13 protein-coding genes are annotated in these 19,123 nt (G+C 61.9%); 5 read left to right on the top strand and 8 right to left on the bottom strand.

Going from position 1 to position 19,123, the window contains the following annotated elements; translation table 11 throughout:
- Window positions 1-49 precede the first annotated feature (49 nt).
- Both mnxG and BLU63_RS23455 read right to left on the bottom strand, forming a co-directional pair.
- Window positions 50-5,875: a manganese-oxidizing multicopper oxidase MnxG gene (mnxG, locus tag BLU63_RS23460; protein WP_083376365.1), complete on the bottom strand. Its 5,826-nt coding sequence runs from the start codon at window positions 5,873-5,875 to the stop codon at window positions 50-52.
- Window positions 5,876-6,080: 205 nt separating this feature from the next.
- Window positions 6,081-6,689, bottom strand: coding sequence for a lytic transglycosylase domain-containing protein (locus BLU63_RS23455; protein ID WP_010455720.1), 609 nt, complete (start codon window positions 6,687-6,689; stop codon window positions 6,081-6,083).
- 195 nt (window positions 6,690-6,884) lie between these two features.
- Between BLU63_RS23455 and gspG the strand changes: the two genes are divergently transcribed.
- The 3 genes from gspG to BLU63_RS33560 all read left to right on the top strand — a co-directional run bounded on the left by gspG (window position 6,885) and on the right by BLU63_RS33560 (window position 9,264).
- A complete protein-coding gene (gspG, locus tag BLU63_RS23450; protein ID WP_077750400.1) occupies window positions 6,885-7,319 on the top strand; it encodes a type II secretion system major pseudopilin GspG in 435 nt (144 codons plus the stop codon).
- A gap of 16 nt (window positions 7,320-7,335) precedes the next feature.
- On the top strand, window positions 7,336-8,523 hold the full coding sequence (locus BLU63_RS23445; protein ID WP_010455722.1) for a type II secretion system F family protein: 1,188 nt from the start codon (window positions 7,336-7,338) through the stop codon (window positions 8,521-8,523).
- A gap of 150 nt (window positions 8,524-8,673) precedes the next feature.
- On the top strand, window positions 8,674-9,264 hold the full coding sequence (locus tag BLU63_RS33560) for a hypothetical protein (RefSeq protein WP_186543554.1): 591 nt from the start codon (window positions 8,674-8,676) through the stop codon (window positions 9,262-9,264).
- 146 nt (window positions 9,265-9,410) lie between these two features.
- Here the strand turns inward: BLU63_RS33560 and BLU63_RS23440 are convergent, their stop codons facing one another.
- The gene (locus BLU63_RS23440) at window positions 9,411-10,307 is read right to left on the bottom strand and encodes a LysR family transcriptional regulator (protein WP_010455724.1); all 897 of its coding nucleotides are present in this window, start codon (window positions 10,305-10,307) and stop codon (window positions 9,411-9,413) included.
- Between the two features lie 161 nt (window positions 10,308-10,468).
- Between BLU63_RS23440 and BLU63_RS23435 the strand changes: the two genes are divergently transcribed.
- Both BLU63_RS23435 and BLU63_RS23430 read left to right on the top strand, forming a co-directional pair.
- Complete coding sequence (locus BLU63_RS23435) at window positions 10,469-11,488, top strand: alpha/beta hydrolase (protein ID WP_077750467.1); 1,020 nt, start codon at window positions 10,469-10,471, stop codon at window positions 11,486-11,488.
- 155 nt (window positions 11,489-11,643) lie between these two features.
- Window positions 11,644-13,080, top strand: coding sequence for a mechanosensitive ion channel family protein (locus BLU63_RS23430; protein ID WP_010455727.1), 1,437 nt, complete (start codon window positions 11,644-11,646; stop codon window positions 13,078-13,080).
- Between the two features lie 209 nt (window positions 13,081-13,289).
- Here BLU63_RS23430 and ycaC read toward each other — a convergent pair whose 3' ends face one another.
- The 5 genes from ycaC to BLU63_RS23405 all read right to left on the bottom strand — a co-directional run bounded on the left by ycaC (window position 13,290) and on the right by BLU63_RS23405 (window position 18,993).
- Window positions 13,290-13,916 (bottom strand): isochorismate family cysteine hydrolase YcaC, encoded by a 627-nt coding sequence (gene ycaC, locus BLU63_RS23425; RefSeq protein ID WP_010455729.1) that lies wholly within the window; start codon window positions 13,914-13,916, stop codon window positions 13,290-13,292.
- Window positions 13,917-13,984: 68 nt separating this feature from the next.
- A complete protein-coding gene (locus BLU63_RS23420; protein WP_010455731.1) occupies window positions 13,985-15,823 on the bottom strand; it encodes an amidohydrolase in 1,839 nt (612 codons plus the stop codon).
- Window positions 15,820-16,413: an antibiotic biosynthesis monooxygenase gene (locus tag BLU63_RS23415; RefSeq protein WP_010455733.1), complete on the bottom strand. Its 594-nt coding sequence runs from the start codon at window positions 16,411-16,413 to the stop codon at window positions 15,820-15,822. The genes BLU63_RS23420 and BLU63_RS23415 overlap by 4 nt, the downstream gene beginning before the upstream one ends.
- The gene (locus BLU63_RS23410) at window positions 16,406-16,822 is read right to left on the bottom strand and encodes a DoxX family protein (protein ID WP_010455734.1); all 417 of its coding nucleotides are present in this window, start codon (window positions 16,820-16,822) and stop codon (window positions 16,406-16,408) included. The genes BLU63_RS23415 and BLU63_RS23410 overlap by 8 nt, the downstream gene beginning before the upstream one ends.
- Window positions 16,823-18,072: 1,250 nt before the next feature.
- A complete protein-coding gene (locus tag BLU63_RS23405; protein ID WP_010455735.1) occupies window positions 18,073-18,993 on the bottom strand; it encodes a LysR family transcriptional regulator in 921 nt (306 codons plus the stop codon).
- Between the last annotated feature and the right edge of the window lie 130 nt (window positions 18,994-19,123).

Below are 19,123 nucleotides of genomic sequence, written 5' to 3'. Positions count from 1 at the left end.
GCCTTGTCCCTTGTAGGTACGAGCGGTGTCAGCCCCCCAATCCCTGGCTTTACGGTGCCGGTGCCGGTTCTGGCTCGTTGGTCACCCGCAGCAATCCCCAAAGCCCGGCGGTGTTGCCGTAGGCGCCGTAATCGCGGAACAGGTAGTCGCCCGGTATTGCGTTGCTGCCCCCGGCGCTCGGGTGCATGAAGCTGAAGTGCGCCGCCGGCAGGATGCTTTCACGAGCGCCGATGTACATCGACATCGGGTTGTAGCCGAACCGCACCGACCCCACCCCAGGTGTCATCATCGGATAGCCACCGGTATCGCTCTTCTCCGACTGGAACGGGTTGACCGACCAGACGTGACCGTCCAGTTGGAAGGTCGTGCCGCGACTGCCACCGGTCGGCATCAGGATATGGGTGCGGAACGGTTGCCCCGGTTTCACATACAGCACCGGTGTCTGAGGATCGCCCCCGATGAGCGCATTGCTGTACGCCATATGCGCGTTAGGCACGTCACCGTAACCGGCGCCATTGGCGTGCCCGAACGGCGCATCCGGCGCCAACCCGAAGCGGAACCAGATCGGCTCGGCCTTGTAGTTGATGGCCATGCTCGAGTTGTCCTGTGGATCGGTCGGCACACCAAAGCCTTCGGCGGCAATACCTTCCACCGGCCGACCGTTGGCCCAGCGGATGTTCAACGCTTTCTGCCAGACCATCGCAAAGTCGCGGTAAGTGGTCTGCCCTGGTGCCGTGACCGTTGCGTTGGTTTTACGCGCATCCTCAACCCAGGTTGCGCCGATCGGCAGGATGGTCATCGCCCCACCCAAGCCTTTCTGCGGTTGTTTGATGAGGTCCGCCGGCGTGATATTCAGTCCGCCGAACTCCACCGCCGTGGCGTTGATGTTGTCGACACTGCGGCCCAGTTGCGAGATCGGCTTGCCTTCACGCTCCAGGTGCCCGGCGTAGTACTGATAAGTACGGGTCGGGTATGCGCCGCTGTTGCCGATGCGCGGTGGCACGGTCTGGATCGGGTTGGCGCCGACATTGGTGCCATCGGATTTGGTGATGTCATACGCCAGCAGTTGTGCATGCAGGCCAACATGGCTCGAAGGCCGCAGCAGGTTGTTGGTGAAGATGGTCGAGCCCTGGCCATTGTTGCGATCTCGCTTGACCAGCCCTTGCATCACGGCAGTCTGGGTCAGGTCGGGCATGACCACAGGCAAGCGGTTTTCCAGGGTGACGTTGATGCAGTCACCCGCCGCCGCGCGCAATACCAGCGGCTCCACCGGTACACCTGGTTTCATTTTTCCAGTGAGCGGATCGAGGTCGGATTTGCGCACGTACAGGATCGCAGTCGGATCATGCAACGGGCCGCTTTGACCGCCGATGGTGATGGTTTCGCCATCTTCAGGATCGACCACGGTGACCTGAGGGATGTTCACCGGCCGCGAGTTGAACACCAGGGTGCCACCCGCCGGGTTCAACGGCCCACCCACGTGTTGCCCGATACCGGCCGGATCGCCGATGGTCAGGTTCAACGGATTGCGCAGGATGTCGTTGGCCAGCGCCGCAACCACTTCATAGTTGCGTTGCACGGTCGGCCGGGTGCCGATGCCGTTCGGGTTGGCGCCGTACCGTGGGCAGATGCCATCGAACGCCACGGTGTTGCGCATACCGGTCGGTTTCGGGTTGTTTGGCAGTGCGAACAGATCGCTGCGCTGGGTCGTGTAGTTGCGCATCACGCCCCAGATACCGTTCCAGTAACCTTCAATCGAAGCGTCCATCGAGTACAGGTAATCCCCCGTGGCCGCCGCCGAACTGGAGAGCATCGAAACCGGCGCGTTGAAGCCCAACTGTTCGGAGATACCGACCATCTGCGACGAGCGCCAGCCGGAGTTGGAGCTGTTGCCGAAGCCGGAACCGCTTTGCAGCCATTTCACGCCGTGCAGGGTCACGTTGTGCTCTTCTTCGTGACCGCCGGCATGCACCCGCAGCCGCACGTTGTCACCGGTGTAAGTGCGCAACATTGGCGTGAACGGGTCACCCGGTTCCGCGCCGCCACGGTTGACGTGTGGCGGGAACAGTGTGGTGCCGCCGGTTGGACCGGTGGCGGCGGTGACCAGGTTCGGTGCCAGGTTCATCGCCGGGATGGCGCGGTCGGTACGGCTTTGCATGGCGTACGCCAGGTCGCCGCCGAGGCCGTCGGCCTGCATGCCGCGCTTGCCGTCCGGGCCGACCTTGTTCGGGTCGTAGACCCGCAGGGCCAGCGGTTCGTTGCGGTAGTTGACCACGAACATGCCGGGGTCATCGACCGAGATCGCCTGTGGGCATGGCCGAGTCGGACAACCCGGCACCATACCGCCCTGCACTTCGATGATGCCGTCGAGCAAGGTGCTGGCGTTGTTGCGCACTGGCGGGTTGATCGCGTAGCGGAAGCTGTCCGCGGTGGCCGGGAAGGTTTGTGGATCAGGCACGCCGTTAGGACCGGCGCCGACATACACTCCGGCTTCATAGGCGTGCTGGAAGTCGCTGTACTCGAGGAAGAACTCACGGAAGCTGTCGTTCTTGCCGTCGCCATCGATGTCCCCGGTGGACACCACCGCTTGCCACGAAGTCGGCCCGCCGTCCTGGCGCGCGCCGCTGTACAAAGGCTCGCCGGTTTCGGCATGGAACCAGGTGGAACCGGCCGGTTCAGCGAGTACGGTGGCGTACAGGCCAATCTGTTGGTGAGTCGATGGGCCCAGGTGGTCGTGGGTAAAAATGGTCCCCAGTCCACGGTCGACACCTTTGGCGTTTACCACCGGATCGACGAACCAGCGCTGCATCGCCGTGCGCGCGCCCACCCAATCCGCCCGGCCATACTGACCGAAGTACGGGTGATTCCTGGCTTTTGGACAGGCCGGTGTGCCGTCACGTGGATCGGTGCCTTCGCACTGGTTGAACTCGCGAATGGCGCGGATGCGTTCTTGCACAGCCCCCGGGGAGAGCACGCCGTCTTCATAGTTCCAGCCGTTGGCCGAACCGTCGGCCGCCGTCAGGTCCCATTTGGGCAGGTGAATGTGCTGACCGATCACGTCGGTCGGCGTGCGCACCTGATAGTCATCCATCTCATAGACGGCCGGCACCAGGTTGGTTTGCTGGTATTGCACGCAATCGAAGGTGTTCATGCGCATCACCAGCGGCTCTGGTGGACGCTGCTTGGTGATGACCGGCCAGGCGTCTTCCCACAGGGCCAGAATGCGCGCTTGCGGGAAGTGGTAGCCGACCTTGTTGTACACCGCGTCGAACTGGATGTTCGCCGCTTTGTAGACCCGTGGACGGTCGGCGGTAAAGGTCGACGAGCCGGTATAGGACATGCCGTCGATGCGTTCACCGCTGGCAAACTCGCCGGTGCCGGCGCTGCTGGTCAGGCGTTTTTGCCGGTCGTCCATGCACGGTTCGTAATAAGGCGCGCCGGCAATCGGCAAGGCACCGTTGGTGCGGAAGGCCTTCGCCACGATTTGATTGCCGGGCAGCAAGGCAAAGCTTGGATGATCCTTTTTGGCGTGGAAGGCCATGGCCGCCTGTTCGACTTCGGTGCCCTCTTCCGGCATGTAGATCGGTTTGGCGCGGGTCACTTCCTTGGAGAAATCCAGCGACGTGGTAATGGTGTGCGCCACGCCACCGGCGGAGAAACCGTCCAGGGAATGACGCCCCAGGCCGCCATCCCAGCCACCGGACTGCGCCGGGTCGAGGTTGGCCCACAAGGCGTTGCCGCTGGTTTTCAAGGACTGGGCCTTGGCCGCGTCGAGCATGTCCAGCGGTGGCGTCGGCGGACGTTGGCCGACCGAAGTTTCCATGCCGCCGATCCAGAACGGATAGCCAGGGTTTTTCAGGCTGCCGTCGGCATTGCGGTTGGCTTCGCTGCGATCCACCAGGGCCAGGGAACCGATGGCCTGAGCGCCGCCGCTGCTGCCGCTACCGCCGCCGTCGTCATCTTCTTCGTCATCGTCGTCACCACCACCGGCGACCAGGGTCTCGCCGATTTTCGGCACCACCGCGACCTTGCCTGGCATCGGCGCCATGGCTTTGCCCGGCAGCGGCACGACCGCTGGAATCGGCGTACCGGCAATGATTTCGCCATCGGGCAAGGCCCGCGCACCTGCCGCCGGTTTACCGCTGCGTAGCGCGTAAGGTTCGCTGTGGAACCCGTCGGCACCTTGCTGGGAAACTTCGAGTCGGGTGCCTTCTTCAAACACGTCATGCACCCGCCACATGCTCCACATACCTTGTGCGAAGTGCGGATAGAAGTGGCAGTGGTAAATCGCATCGCCCGCTACGCGGTTACGGTTGCCCGAACCACCGTTGGCGATTTCATAGGTGTAGCCGGCACCCGGGCCGATGCCCTGGGCATCCACATAGTCGGAGTTGTCATCGTTGGGGTTGAACAGCCATTGATGACCGTGCAGGTGGAAGATGTGCTGCTCGTGGCCGTTGTGGGTGTTGCGGAATTTGACGAAGTCGCCAATGTAGCTGTGGTTGACGTTGGACGGCTCGGACGGATACAGCGCCATGGTCGCCTTGACCCCAATCTGATCGGCGCTCGGTACCTGCCCAGGAAGAATGCCTTCCAGGCCAGCGTTGGCCGGCACGTCCACCAGCATCGCCACGTCGCCGACAGTGTGCGAACTGAGGAAGAATTCTTCATAGGCGCAGGACAGGCAATCGTGCATCGGCCCGACACCCAGCCGGTTGGCCACCACCTCGGCGCCCATGCCGCCGGAGCCATAGTTGATCATGAACGAGTCGCGGGTCGGCTCCAGCACATGGGCCATGACCGGGTCGGCCCAATATGCGGGGAACGCCTGGGTCGCGGCGGTTTCATCCTGGAACTGCGAGGCGAAATCGCGGAACGGTTCCAGCCGGTTCGGAATCGCCGGGTTGCGTTTGCCGACGGCTTCCAGCGGATAGGTCGACGGCGGGAAGCTGCCGTCGGCGTTGCTGCCCATCACAATCGCGTCGCTTTCGCTGGAGATGATTTCATTGCCGTCGACCATGTTGATGATCGGTGTGCCGGCCTTGCCTTCACGGATCCACGGTTCGCGTTGCGGGTAGCGCGCCTGGTAGTCGACGATCGGTTGACCGGCCGGGGTGCGGCCGCTGCTGGCCAGGCGCATCTCTTCTTCGGTCACGGTGTTGCGGTAGCTGCGGCCGCCCTTGGGCACCACCACGACCTGGCCGAACAGGCCGTTGGCAACGTTGCCCGCATCGCCTTCACCACCGAAAGTCGCGCCACGGCTGCTGGCGGCGAATGCACCTTCGCGCTCGGCGAACAAGGTGTAGGAACGGGTGCCGCCGGGGGCGACCAGCGAATTGCCGTTGCGCCCGGTGTACGAGGCGATGTCATCGATGCTGTTGACCGCTTGCATGCCGTTGACCTGGAAGCCGACGTGGCGGTCGGTGACCTGCTCATCGACTTTGAACTGCTCGACGTCACCTATTTCGACCTCCCCCTCAACCCCTTCCTCGCCGTTTTCGTGGCTGCCGGGATTGGCCTGATACGCCAGCAGGTTCTGCAGGTTGACGGTCAGGCAGTCACCGGCGGCCACCCGCAACACCAGGGGACGCGGACGCTTGTCGGGCCGCAGCGAGACTTTGCCCGGCACTGCCGCGCCGCCCTGAGCCAGGGACACATTGTGGTCGTCGACCACGTCACGGCGCAGGGCGAACATCATGCCGTTGGCGTTCTGCGCCCCGAGGCGGTTGAACATCAGCGGCTGATCCAGCGCCACGACGTTCGCCACCAAATTGCGCTCGCAGCGCAGGGCCGCCTCAGCCAGCTCGATGCCGAACATCGACACCACCAACAGCGCGAATTTAAACAAGGACGAAGTGTTGGGTATGCCGGTCATGATCACGGGCCTCGCTGTGGGTGCTCACAGGGAATAATTCTCGACAAATCCGCTTGAGCAATCCGCATGCCATAAATAATTCAGTTAGTTTTCAGCCACTTGAAGCGACGATCTGAGAACCCGGGGGATATTCCCCACTTATTCCCCACTTTTCGGCCCAGTCCTTGTTGCCCCACTATTGGGGGACGTTCCCCACACTCGCCAATCACAGCGGTGCGTCCATGGCCAAGCCTTGCAAGCGCCGGTACTGGCGCAAAACGCTGGGCACATAACGTTGGGTTTCAGCAAACGGCGGGACCACTCCGCCACGGCTCAGCACCGCTTGCGGCCCGGCGTTGTAGGCCGCCACGGCGAGGGTGATGTCGTTGTCGAACAGGGTCAGCAGGCGCTTGAGGTATTTGGCGCCGCCCTGGATGTTGGCCTTGGGGTCATAGACGTTTTTCACCCCCATCTCCCGGGCGGTATCGGGCATCAATTGCATCAGCCCGCCGGCGCCTTTGGGGGACGTCGCATCCGAGTTGTAGCGGGACTCTTCGCGGATGACCGCGTGCAACAACGCGGCCGGCAATTCATTGGCCGTGGCGGCCGCCGACACCAGCTCTGCATAGGGTTGCCTGGCAATCATCTGGGGCTGCTGATCAAGACCGACCAGCGAGGATTGGGGCTCGTGAATCACCCGTTCATAGGTGCGGCCGGGACGGTGCACATTGGACAGTACGTAACTGCCCTTGGCGTCCACGGAAACGAACACATCGGCCTGTACGACGCTCGTCAGCAGCAAACAGCCGAGCAGTCCTGTGGTGAGTGTTTTCATTTTTTTGTCTCCCCTGCCCGGCCCCGAAAAATGGGGGTAATGCCCCAATGGCCGGTAGTAAACAAGCCATACGCAAGCACTGTGCCGAAAGCGCAAAGGCCCGGAATACAGGGGTTGTGGAAGAATGACCGGGGGTGAGCATGGCAATTGCATACGCCTCCATGGCGACCCTTCTGCCGACTGTGTGAGGTCATCATGAATCAGCGTTTGCGTTCCGCCCCGCGTCCTCAAGGCGGGTTCACCCTGCTCGAACTGTTGGTGGTGCTGGTGGTGCTGGGGCTGTTGGCCGGCATCGTCGCGCCGAAGTATTTCGCCCAACTGGGCCGCTCCGAAGTGAAGGTGGCCAAGGCGCAAATCGAAGGCTTGGGCAAAGCGCTCGACCTGTACCGTCTGGAGGTCGGTCATTACCCATCGACCGAACAAGGTTTGCAGGCGCTGGTCACTGCGCCAAGCGATGAAACCAAATGGACCGGTCCTTACTTGCAGAAAAAACTGCCGCAGGACCCGTGGGGTCGTAACTACAACTACCGCTACCCCGGCGAAAACGGCGAGTACGATCTGCTGTCCATGGGCAAGGACGGCCAACCCGGCGGCGAAGGCGAAAACGCCGAAGTCACCAGCTGGCAATGACGGAGGGGGGCCGACCATGCGCTTTCATCTCAAGGCAGTGGGCAAGGCTGGCGTGGTCTCGATGACCGTCGAGGCTCCCGGCCACAGCGAGGCCCGGCGCATCGTCGAAGACCAGGGCTTGCGGGTGGTCAGCCTGCACGTCGAGCGGCACTGGCGCGCGTTGCGCCTTCGACAGCGCGAGACATTCAATCTGGTGTTGTTCAGCCAGGAACTGACCACCTTGCTCAACGCCGGCCTGCCGTTAATCGATGCGCTGGAAAGCCTCGCAGAAAAAGAGAACGCGCCACAGGCCCGTAAAACGTTGAGCGAACTGGTGCGCCTGCTGTATGAAGGCAAATCGTTCTCCCAGGCATTGGCCCAGCTGTCGGCGGTGTTCCCTCCGCTCTACGTCGCGCTGGTGCAGTCCAGTGAGAAGACCGGCGCCGTGGGTGATGCCCTGGGCCGCTATGTCAGCTATCGCCAGCGCATGGACGAGGTTCGGCAAAAAATCGTCAGCGCTTCGATCTACCCCCTGCTGTTGCTGGTGGTGGGCGGTGGCGTGGTGTTGTTCTTGATGGGTTACGTGGTGCCGCGCTTCAGCCTGGTGTTCGAAGGGCTGGGGTCGAATCTGCCGTGGCTGTCGCAAGTGCTGATGAGCTGCGGGATGTTCCTGCACGCCCACCAGGGTGAGTTCTTCGGCGCATTGGCGGCAATCATCGTCGCCCTCGGCTTTCTTCAGCGACAACCGGCTTTTCGTCGGGGCGTCGACCGTGTGATCGAAAAACTCCCGGCGGTCCATCAACGCATTTTCATGTACGAACTGGCGCGCTTCTATCGCTCCCTGGGCATCCTGTTGCAGGGCGGCATTCCCCTCGTCACCGCCATGGGCATGGTTCGCGGCCTGCTCACCCCCGCCTCCCGCGTGCGCCTGGACCAGGCCTGCGAACGGGTACGCGAGGGGCAATCACTGTCGGCCGCGCTGGAGCTCAATCACCTGGTGACCCCGGTCTCCCTGCGTTTGCTTCGAGCGGGCGAACAATCCGGCAACCTCGGCCAGATGATGGAGCGCAGCGCTGACTTCTACGACGAAGAAATCAGCCGCTGGATCGAATGGTTCGTGCGGCTGTTCGAACCCTTGCTCATGACCTTCATCGGCCTGCTGATCGGGGTCATCGTGATCCTGATGTACATCCCGATCTTCGAACTGGCTTCGAGTATTCACTGACCCGCTGGAACAGGATCGATGTGTACCGTTCATCGTTCATACGCGTTGCCACTGAATTAATCGGCGCGTTGCGGTGTTCTCCCATTGAATCGAGCAGCAAGTTGCATTGTTCATCAACGTTCCAACCTGAATAAGAAGACGGAGAACGACATGCACATCAACAAGCTTTTACTGGCAGTAGCTATTGGCGCAGTTCTGTCGGCGTCTACCGTATTGATCCCGGACAGCTTGTCCGGGGTATCGAGTGCCCAGGCCAAGGATGGTGGTAGTGGTGGCGGCGGTGGATCGGGCGGCGGGGGCGGTGGTGGTGGTCACGGCGGCGGTGGGTCTGGCGGTGGTGGCGGCGGTTCTGGTGGCGGTGGCGGCGGTCACGGCGGCGGTGGTTCCGGTGGCGGAAGCGGGGGCGGCGGCAATGGCGGTGGTCACGGTGGCAGCGGCAGCGGCGGCAATGGCGGCGGCCACAGTGGAAACGGCAGCGGCGGCAACAGCGGCAGCGGTCACAGCAGCGGCGACCATGGTTCGGGACACTCAGGCAGCTCAGCCTCATCCGGGCGCAGCGGCACTCACTCTGAGCCCGGCGACGATCACGGTGTGCACCGCTCGGGCGAAATCGGCGACGACCACGGTGTGCACCGCGCGGGAGAAATCGGCGACGACCGCGGTGTGCATCGCGCGGGCGAAATCGGCGACGACCGCGGTGTGCATGTCGGTGGGGAGCCAGGCGATGACAAAAGGTCCTGACAAGGGCTGATCTTCAAAACCCCACAATCCCTTGTAGGAGCGAGGCTTGCCCGCGAAGGCGTCGTATCAGTCAACGCTTGTTTTGAATGTCACGACGCCTTCGCGGGCAAGCCTCGCTCCTACAAGGAGATGTGTGATCCGGCGTTCTACAACCCACACTCAACCCGATCCAGCCGCTCGCGCAAAAACTCGATCAACGCCAGCACCGGCCGCGAACTCTGGCGGTGCTGCGGATACACCGCCGACAACGTCAGCGGCGGCGGACGAAACTCATCCAGCACCGGCACCAGCCGCCCCTCCTTCAGCGCCGAACCGACGATGAACGTCGGCAAATACGTAATCCCCATCCCGGCCACCGCCGCATCCTTGAGCAACTCCCCGTTGTTGACCCGCATCCGGCCCGTCACGTTGACGCTCAGCGGCTTGCCCTGCCCTTCGAAACGCCATTGCACCTGACGCCCGTGGCCGTAAGGCAGGCAGTCATGGTTGTGCAAATCTTCGGGTTTGAGCGGCGTGCCGCGCTCAGCCAGATAGGCCGGGCTGGCGCAGTACACGCGCTGGATGGAGGCGATGCGGCGGGCGATCAGGGTCGAGTCCTCCAGGATGCCGATGCGCAACGCCAGGTCGTAACCCTCGCTGAGCAAGTCCACCGGCCGATCGCTCAAGTCCACTTCCACCGTGACATCGCGATAGCGCTGCAAAAACAACGGCAGCAAGCACCCCAGATGCGCCAGCGCAAACGACAACGGCGCACTTACGCGGATGGTGCCGCGCGGCTCGGTGGTCTGGCCGGCGATGCCCTGCTCCACTTGCTCGACTTCACCGAGCAAACGTAACGCGGACTCGTAATAACTCTGGCCCAGCGGCGTGACGTCCAGCCGCCGCGTGGAGCGATTGAGCAGGCGCACGCCCAGACGCTCTTCGAGCTGCATCAAGCGCCGGCTGACGAACTGCTTGGACAGGCCCAATTGATCGGCTGCCGAGGTGAAGCTGCCGGAGTCCATGACCTGGCAAAAAATACGCATATCTTCGAACGGGTTCATTGTCACGCCTTGGTTGACAGTCAAACACTTTATAGCTGCTTTTTCCCTTTTGGGCGACCTATTAATCTGTGTCCACGGTGTTGCTGAGGCCTGACCTACAGCGCCAGCAGCGACCTGACCTCAGGTAATCAAAAATTAATTAATTAAAAAGGATTTGCCCCATGAACATCGTCAAACAAACCCTGACCGCTTCCCTTCTCGCCCTTTCCATCGGCAATGCATTCGCCGCCGGCAGCCCGGGTGTCGAACACAATACCCAGGCCTTCCTCGAAGCCCTCGCCGCCGGCGGTGGCAAGCCGCTTGAGCAGTTGAGCCCCAAAGATGCCCGTGCGGTGCTGACCGGTGCGCAAAACTCGGTGAAGGTTGATCTGTCGGGTGTGGACGTCAGCGATCGTGCGATCAAGGTCGACGGGCAAACCATCAACCTGAAAATCGTCCGGCCGGCCAAGGTCAAAGGTGAATTGCCGGTGTTCATGTTCTTCCACGGTGGCGGCTGGGTGTTGGGCGATTACCCGACTCACCAGCGTCTGATCCACGATCTGGTGGTCGGCTCCGGCGCTGTCGCGGTGTATGTCGATTACACGCCGTCGCCGGAAGCGCATTACCCGACTGCGATCAACCAGGCCTACGCCGCGACCCGTTGGGTGGCCGAGCATGGCAAGGACATCGGCGTCGATGGCAAGCGCTTGGCGGTAGCCGGCAACAGCGTCGGCGGCAACATGGCGGCGGTCGTGGCGTTGATGGCCAAGGAACAGAAAGCACCGTCGCTGCGCTTCCAGTTGTTGATGTGGCCGGTGACCAACGCACAGTTCGACAGCGGCTCGTACCAGCAATTTGCCGAAGGCCACTTCCTGACCAAGGGCATGATGAACTGGTTCTGGGACAACTACACGACCGACCAGGCCGAGCGTGCGCAGATCCATGCCTCGCCGTTGCAAGCCAGCGCCGAACAGCTCAAAGGCCTGCCCGCCGCCCTGGTGCAAACCGCCGAGTTCGACGTGTTGCGTGACGAAGGCGAAGCCTATGCCCGCCACCTCGACGCAGCCGGTGTGCCGGTCACGGCGGTGCGATACAACGGCATGATCCACGACTTCGGCCTGCTCAACCCGCTGAGCCAGATTCCGGAGGTGAAAGCGGCGGTTCGTCAGGCAGCACTGGAACTCAAGACTCACTTGAACTGAGTCACCTCGCCTCGCCACACAGCAATGTGTGGCGAAGCTGCTTTTTGTAGGAGCCAGGCTTGCCGGCGAAGGCGTACTTGAGGGCGCCTTCGCCGGCAAGCCTGGCTCCTACAAAAAACTACCGCCAACAACAACCAGTCTGCCGGAGTTCCCCCATGTCTTTTGTCCTCGCTCACCTGCTGTCCTGGAGTGCCCTGCTGCTGGTGATCGACACCGTGCTCTGGCACCTCGCGCCGTTCAAGCATCGCGTCACGCGGGTTGGCGTGCGGCTGGCGTTGTTTGTGCTGTTCAGCGCGCTGGTGATCAATGCCGGTGTGAGCCCGTTGCAGGCACCGTTGTTCGCCGAGGATCGTGTCGCGCAATTGGGCGCCACGGCGTTGGGGATTCTCTGGTGGCTGTACTCCGCGCGGGTGCTCACCGAAGTCATCGGCCTGGTGCTGATGCGCCGCATCGGTCACAGCGGTCGCTTGTTGCAGGACGTCATCGGCGCGCTGGTGTTCCTTATTGCCATCGTCGCGGCGGCCGGTTACGTGCTGGAGCTGCCGGTGAAAGGCTTGCTGGCGACGTCCGGCGTCGTGGCCATCGTCGTCGGTCTGGCGTTGCAAAGCACCTTGAGCGACGTGTTTTCCGGGATCGTGCTCAACACCACCAAGCCGTATCAGGTGGATGACTGGATCATGATCGATGGCGTCGAAGGCAAAGTCCTCGACATCGACTGGCGCGCCACGCACCTGCTGACCAGCGCCGGCAGCACCGCTGTGGTGCCGAATTCGGTGGCGGCCAAGGCGAAAATCGTCAACCTCAGCCGGCCGACCAACATGCACGGCGTGTCCATCAGCATTCAAGTGCCCAACCACATCCGCCCGCGTCGGGTGCTGGATGCGCTGGAGCGCACGCTTCAAGGCAGCAGCAGTTTGCTGCTCAACCCGGCGCCGAAAGCCGTGCTCAAAGAGGCTGGCGAAACCATGTCCGAGTACGTGGCCAGCGGCTTTATCGCCGAGCTCGGCAAGAAGAGCGAGGTGCGCAATCAGCTGTTCGACCTGGCGCACCGGCACCTCGAAGCGGCGGGAATTTCCCGGCAGATCGATGGTGTTATTGAACCGACAACCCGCGCACGGGCGTTGCTGGATGAAGTGAAAGTCTTCCGCTCCCTGAGCGAGGACGAGCGTGATCAATTGGCTCAGTCCATGGTCCCGCAGCAATACGCGGCGGGTCAGGTGGTGCTGGAATTGGGCGAAGTGCCGGACAGCCTGATGGTGATCGCCACAGGCGTGGTCAGCGCCACCGTCCCCGATGGCACCGGGCAAACCGAAGCCGGGCGCATGGGGCCGAGTGAGGTGATGGGTGAACAAAGCGTGCTCACCGATACACCGTCCCAGGCCACCTTCACCACCCTGACCTCGTGCATCATTTACCGGATCGACAAATCCCTGACCCGTGGTTGCATGGAACAACGGGTTGAAGTGGGTCGGGCGCTGAACAAGCTGCAAGCGGTGCGGCAGCAGAACAGCCGGTTGGCGCTGATGGCCAAACCGGTTCCGATCAAGAAAAACGGCTTCCTCAACTGGCTGCAAAAACGCCAACAGGCCTAGTTTTTGTGGCTGCCTGAATGTTGTGGTGGCGTGCTTTTGTGGCGAGGGAGCTTGCTCCCGCTTGAGCGCGCAGCGCTCACCAAAAGGGGCTGCTTCGCAGCCCAGCAGGAGCAAGCTCCCTCGCCACAAAAAACCTCACCACCCCAATGAGGTTGTCCCAGACATAAAAATGCCCGCACAGTCGCGGGCATTTTTATGGATCGCCGGGCTTACTTCGAAGTCAGCGCCACGTAGCTGTTCATCAAGTTGCGATAGTTCGGAATACGCGGCGACAGCAGGTTCGCCAGGCCTTCCATGTCGTTACGCCAGTCACCCTGCAGCTCGCACGCCACCGAGAACCAGTTGACCAATTGTGCTCCGGCCGCCGACATGCGAGCCCAGGCCGCTTGCTGCACGGTTTCGTTGAAGGTGCCCGAGGCGTCGGTCACTACAAACACTTCAAAGCCTTCCGCCAGTGCCGACAACGTCGGGAAAGTCACGCATACGTCGGTCACCACACCCGCGATGATCAGTTGCTTGCGGCCAGTGGCTTTAACGGCTTTGACGAAATCTTCGTTGTCCCAGGCATTGATCTGGCCTGGACGCGGGATGTACGGCGCGTCCGGGAACAGTTCCTTGAGCTCAGGCACCATCGGGCCGTTCGGGCCATTTTCGAAACTGGTGGTGAGGATGGTCGGCAATTTGAAGAACTTGGCCAGGTCCGCGAGGGCCAGCACGTTGTTCTTGAATTCGTTCGGCGAGAAATCCTGGACCAGCGAGATCAGGCCGGTCTGGTGGTCGACCAACAGGACTACGGCATCGTCTTTGTTCAGGCGCTTGTACGGAACGTTGCTCATGTGAAACTCCTCGATGGATGGGTATTACGCAAGGCGCCGACGCAGCGCATCGGCGCGTTTTGTGATCGTCAGAACGCGAAGCACGAGCAGCCGAACGCGCCCCAGAAACCGGCGAAATCGCTGACCGGCGCGTTCGACAACCGGGCCTTTTCATGGCTGTGGGCATGCACGCCGCACGGCCCGCTGCAATGGTGAACCTGCGCCTGCATCGGCGACGTCGGACGCCAATGACCCGGCACCTTGACCACCGGCGACCAGTCCGGCAGCACCGGCACGCTGGCAGGTCCCAGTTTTTCGAAATCGCCGGCGGCGTACACCACCTTGCCGCCGACCACGGTCAACACCGATTCGATCCACTTGATCGCTTCTTCATCGACGCTGAAAAAGTCAGCGCTGAGCGCCGCGACATCCGCCAGTTGGCCAATCTTGATCTGGCCTTTCTTGCCCTGCTCGGACGAGAACCAGGCGCTGCCGTGGGTAAACAGCTCCAGCGCGGTCTGCCGGGACAGGCCCTCGGCATGCAGTTCCAGGCCACCGACGGTGCGGCCACTGACCATCCAGTACAACGATGTCCAAGGATTGTAGCTCGACACCCGCGTGGCATCCGTACCGGCGCCGACCGGTACCCCTTCGGCCAACATGCGCTTGATCGGCGGGGTCGCCTCGGCGGCCTTGGCGCCATAACGCTCGACGAAATACTCGCCCTGAAACGCCATGCGATCCTGAATCGCAATACCGCCACCCAGCGCCCTCACCCGCTCGATGTTCTGCGGCGTAATGGTTTCAGCGTGGTCGAAAAACCATGGCAAACCGTTGAACGGAATGTCGCGGTTGACCTTCTCGAACACGTCGAGCATGCGGCTGATGGATTCGTTGTACGTGGCGTGCAAACGGAACGGCCAGCGCTGCTCGACGAGGTGGCGAACCACCGGTTCCAGCTCATCTTCCATGGTCTGCGGCAAGTCCGGACGCGGCTCGAGGAAGTCCTCGAAATCCGCCGCCGAAAACACCAGCATTTCCCCGGCGCCGTTGTGTCGCAGGTAATCGTCGCCCTGATGCAGGGTCACGCTCGACGTCCAGTTCTTGAAGTCGGTCAGCTCTTCTTTCGGCTTCTGCGTGAACAGGTTGTAGGCGATGCGAATGGTCAGCTGCTGGTCCTTGGCCAACTGTTCGATCACCTGATAATCGTCGGGATAATTCTGGAAACCACCGCCGGCGTCGATGGCGCTGGTCAGGCCGAGGCGATTGAGTTCGCGCATGAACTGGCGCGTCGAGTTGACCTGGTACTCCAGCGGCAACTTTGGCCCCTTGGCCAGCGTCGAGTACAAAATCATCGCATTGGGACGGGCGACCAGCATGCCGGTCGGCTCACCGTTGGCATCGCGCACAATCTCGCCACCCGGCGGGTTCGGCGTGTTGCGGGTGTAACCGGCCACGCGCAAAGCGGCGCGGTTGAGCAACGCGCGGTCGTACAAATGCAGGACAAACACCGGGGTGTCTGGCGCGGCCTGATTGAGTTCTTCGAGGGTCGGCATGCGCTTTTCGGCGAACTGGAATTCGTTCCAGCCACCGACCACCCGCACCCATTGCGGCGTGGGCGTGCGATCGGCCTGGTCCTTGAGCATGCGCAAGGCATCGACCACCGATGGCACGCCTTCCCAACGCAGTTCGAGGTTGTAATTCAGACCGCCGCGAATCAGGTGCAAGTGCGAGTCGTTGAGGCCGGGAATGACGCAACGACCCTTGAGGTCGATGACCTGCGTGCCCGACCCGCGCAGGGCCATGGCTTCGGCGTCGGTGCCGACCGCGACGAAGCGACCTTCGCGGATCGCCACCGCGCTGGCGCGTGGGTTTTCACGGTCAACGGTATGAAATTGGCCATTGAATAAAATCAGATCGGCGTTCATCGCGTTTCCTTGGACGGAGTGGATTGAGACAGCCAGGGCGCGAACAGACGCGTCGCCATCGGCATGAACAGGTACACCACCGAAACGACGATGGTCAGCGTGATCAGGAACGTCGCGACCACGTAATTGGACAGGATGGCGTTAAGTTGCAGCAGCGGGCCCCAGAGCAGCGGCACCAGCAAGGTGTGCGGCAGAATCACCAGCAAGGTCACCACGGCCTGCTTCCAGCGCGGCGGCGGTGGCGAAGCGGCGTCGGCCTGCGGCGCGAACCAGAATTCGTTGACCGGATTGACCTCGGTCTGGTCGCCATCGGCGAGCATCGGCGTGGCTTCCTTGACCAACTCAAGGCGCTGCGGTGAATCGAGCCAACGCTGCATCGCGTCGGTGGAACAAAAGCGCAGCACGCAGGTGTACATGTCCAGGCCAGCGTTTTTACCGCGCATCACGTCCACGCCCAAGTGCCCTTCCTGCTGCCCGGCGATGCTGACAATGTTGCGCAACCAGGCTTCATAGGGCGCTTCAAAACCGGCTTTGACCCGGTGCTTGATGACCAGGGTCACGACTTCCTCGAAACGATTGGATTCAGGCATAACGCAAAGCTCCGGCAAATCGGACATTGAGCGCCAGCCGTCCCGGCCCGGCGATAAGTAGGCTGGTGAACACAATCAACAGCAGCCAACCGAACTGCCCTTCATCGAGACTCCATTGCGCATGCACCACCAGCAGCGCGATCAGCAACACTGCCAGAATCGGCAGACACGCCAGACGCACCAACACCCCTGCGATAATCAGCAACGGGCACAGCACCTCGGCAAAAATCGCCAGCATCAGCGTGACGTTCGCGCCGAGGTGAAACGGGTCTTCGATGACTTGCAGTTGAGCGCTGATGTTAAGCAGCTTCGGCAAACCGTGCACCCACAGTAGAAACACACCGCCAGTGACCCGCAAAAACAGCAGTCCGAAATCCTGCGCCCGCTCATCCCATCGCGATGTATTCATGGGCTACCTGCACAAATGAAAAACCACCGGCGTTCATGCGCCGGGACCTGGTTTGATAGTGCCGGGACGGGAGCGGGGAAAATTGGATGTACGTGCTGTTTTGCGGATGAGCCGGATCTACGACCGACGAAGATCCTGTGGGAGCGAGCCTGCTCGCGATAGCGGTGGATCATTCAGCCTTGATGGTGGCTGATACGCCGCCATCGCGAGCAGGCTCACTCCTACAATTGGATTGGGTGCATCTGCGAAATATTGGTTGGCTGGCAGGCCGCCTTCGCTGGCAGGCCAGCTCCCACAATTGGATTGGGTGTATCCGCAAAATGTTGGTCGGCTGTCAGGCCGCCTTCGCGGGCAGGCCAGCTCCCACAGTGGAATGGGGGTACCTGCAAGAGATTGGTCGGCTGTCAGGCCGCCTTCGCGGGCAAGCCTCGCTCCTACAGTGGAATGGGTGTACCTGCAAGAGATTGGTCGGCTGGCAGGCCGCCTTCGCGGGCAAGCCTCGCTCCTACAGTGGAATGGGTGTACCTGCAAGAGATTGGTCGGCTGGCAGGCCGCCTTCGCGGGCAAGCCTCGCTCCTACAGTGGAATGGGTGTACCTGCAAAAGATTGGTCGGCTGGCAGGCCGCCTTCGCGGGCAAGCCTCGCTCCTACAGTGGAATGGGTGTACCTGCAAAAGATTGGTCGGCTGGCAGGCCGCCTTCGCGGGCAAGCCTCGCTCCTACAGTGGAATGTGGGTACCTGCAAGAGATTGGTCGGCTGTCAGGCCGCCTTCGCGGGCAAGCCTCGCTCCTACAAGGGGTTCGGTGTACACGCTTCGCTCTTCACCACTCATTAGGCCGAGCGTTAGCTCGCCTGCTTTTGATCTTGATCTGCCCGCCCCTTCGGGAGGCCGAGTGGAGGCGTTCATCTGGGGGTGGGCGCGTAGCGCCGTGCGGCGAAGCCGCACACATCGAGAGGAGGTCGAAGCGAAGCCGACCGGAGGCGATGCCCCCAGATGAATGCCGGAGCGAGGGTACGCCGAGCCCAGGCGAGGGGCCGGACGCTGGGGCGAAGACCTTTGCTTCCTTTGGGGCGTTTGCCAAAGGGAGTCGCCGTAAGGGCGAAACCATAAGCAGCCGTTACCGCAGAAATGGATATGTACACCTGAAAGAGATAGGTCGGCTATCAGGCCGCCTTCGCAAGCAGGCTCGCTCCCACATTGGGGATGGGGTACATCAAGGGGAACCTGGTCGGCCCGAAGGCCGCCACGTTCAAGCCGAAACCACCAAAGGCCTAGACATGAACTCACTGATCCGCGACCGCAACCACCGCTCCGCCGGATCATTGTCATGCACCCCACTCCAGGCCATCGACAACTGCGCCGCATCAATGGGAAACGGCGGATCCTCCGCCCGCAACGCACACCCCTCCACCAGCGCACACGCCGCATAATCCGGCACCGTGGCAATCATCTCAGTCCCGGCCAACAACGCCCGCAACCCGCTGAACTGCGGCACACCCAACACCACCCGACGGCTGCGACCGACCTTGGCCAGATCCAGATCGATATTGCCGCTCAAATCACCCGAGAACGACACCATGGCATGCGGACGTTCACAATATTCGTCCAGCGTCAGCATCCCCGGCCGCTTGTCCCCGCGCAGCACCTTGCAAGGAATGTCCCGCAACTTCTTGCACTTGGCATTCGCCGGCAAATCCGTGGTGTAACTCACCCCCACGGAAATCTCACCCGAGGCCAGCAACGCCGGCATCAGCAGATAGTTGGCGCGACGCACCACCACCACGATCCCCGGCGCCTCTTCCTGCAATTGCCGCAACAACGGCGGAAACAAACCGAACTCGGCATCGTCCGACAACCCGATGCGGAACACATCGCTACTGGTCGTCGGATCGAATTCCTTCGCCCGACTGACCGCCCCGGAAATCACATCCATCGCCGGTTGCAGCTCCTTGAGAATAGCCAGTGCCCGCGCCGTCGGCTCCATGGCGCGACCATTGCGCAGCAACAACGGATCGTCGAACAAATCCCGTAACCGCCCCAGCGCCGCACTCACCGCCGGCTGCCCCATGAACAGTTTTTCAGCGACCCGGGTCAGGTTCTTTTCGAACATCAACGCTTCGAAAATCACCAGCAGGTTCATGTCGACGCGACGCAGATCGTTACGGTTCATAGGCACGGTTTCCTTGTGTGTTCAGCCAGGCTTGAGGGTAACGATTGTCTCTGACTTTACGTGAGACTGCCCACCCGGCATGAGGAATTAACAACGTTTAACTCGCCTGACAAGGCCTCGCAACCAAGAA

Origin of the sequence: Pseudomonas mandelii (assembly GCF_900106065.1) — a bacterium.
GTDB lineage: Bacteria > Pseudomonadota > Gammaproteobacteria > Pseudomonadales > Pseudomonadaceae > Aquipseudomonas > Aquipseudomonas mandelii.
The sequence above is the reverse complement of the archived record's forward strand: the minus strand, read 5'-3'. Positions and strand labels throughout refer to the sequence as shown.

What these genes read in the sequence shown, in the direction of transcription:
- BLU63_RS23455 (WP_010455720.1), bottom strand. Translation starts at nt 6,689, where the DNA reads ATGAAAACACTCACCACAGGACTGCTCGGCTGTTTGCTGCTGACGAGC.
- BLU63_RS23440 (WP_010455724.1), bottom strand. Translation starts at nt 10,307, where the DNA reads ATGAACCCGTTCGAAGATATGCGTATTTTTTGCCAGGTCATGGACTCC.
- ycaC (WP_010455729.1), bottom strand. Translation starts at nt 13,916, where the DNA reads ATGAGCAACGTTCCGTACAAGCGCCTGAACAAAGACGATGCCGTAGTC.
- BLU63_RS23420 (WP_010455731.1), bottom strand. Translation starts at nt 15,823, where the DNA reads ATGAACGCCGATCTGATTTTATTCAATGGCCAATTTCATACCGTTGAC.
- mnxG (WP_083376365.1), bottom strand. Translation starts at nt 5,875, where the DNA reads ATGACCGGCATACCCAACACTTCGTCCTTGTTTAAATTCGCGCTGTTG.
- BLU63_RS23435 (WP_077750467.1), top strand. Translation starts at nt 10,469, where the DNA reads ATGAACATCGTCAAACAAACCCTGACCGCTTCCCTTCTCGCCCTTTCC.
- BLU63_RS23445 (WP_010455722.1), top strand. Translation starts at nt 7,336, where the DNA reads ATGCGCTTTCATCTCAAGGCAGTGGGCAAGGCTGGCGTGGTCTCGATG.
- BLU63_RS23430 (WP_010455727.1), top strand. Translation starts at nt 11,644, where the DNA reads ATGTCTTTTGTCCTCGCTCACCTGCTGTCCTGGAGTGCCCTGCTGCTG.
- BLU63_RS23415 (WP_010455733.1), bottom strand. Translation starts at nt 16,413, where the DNA reads ATGCCTGAATCCAATCGTTTCGAGGAAGTCGTGACCCTGGTCATCAAG.
- gspG (WP_077750400.1), top strand. Translation starts at nt 6,885, where the DNA reads ATGAATCAGCGTTTGCGTTCCGCCCCGCGTCCTCAAGGCGGGTTCACC.
- BLU63_RS33560 (WP_186543554.1), top strand. Translation starts at nt 8,674, where the DNA reads ATGCACATCAACAAGCTTTTACTGGCAGTAGCTATTGGCGCAGTTCTG.
- BLU63_RS23405 (WP_010455735.1), bottom strand. Translation starts at nt 18,993, where the DNA reads ATGAACCGTAACGATCTGCGTCGCGTCGACATGAACCTGCTGGTGATT.
- BLU63_RS23410 (WP_010455734.1), bottom strand. Translation starts at nt 16,822, where the DNA reads ATGAATACATCGCGATGGGATGAGCGGGCGCAGGATTTCGGACTGCTG.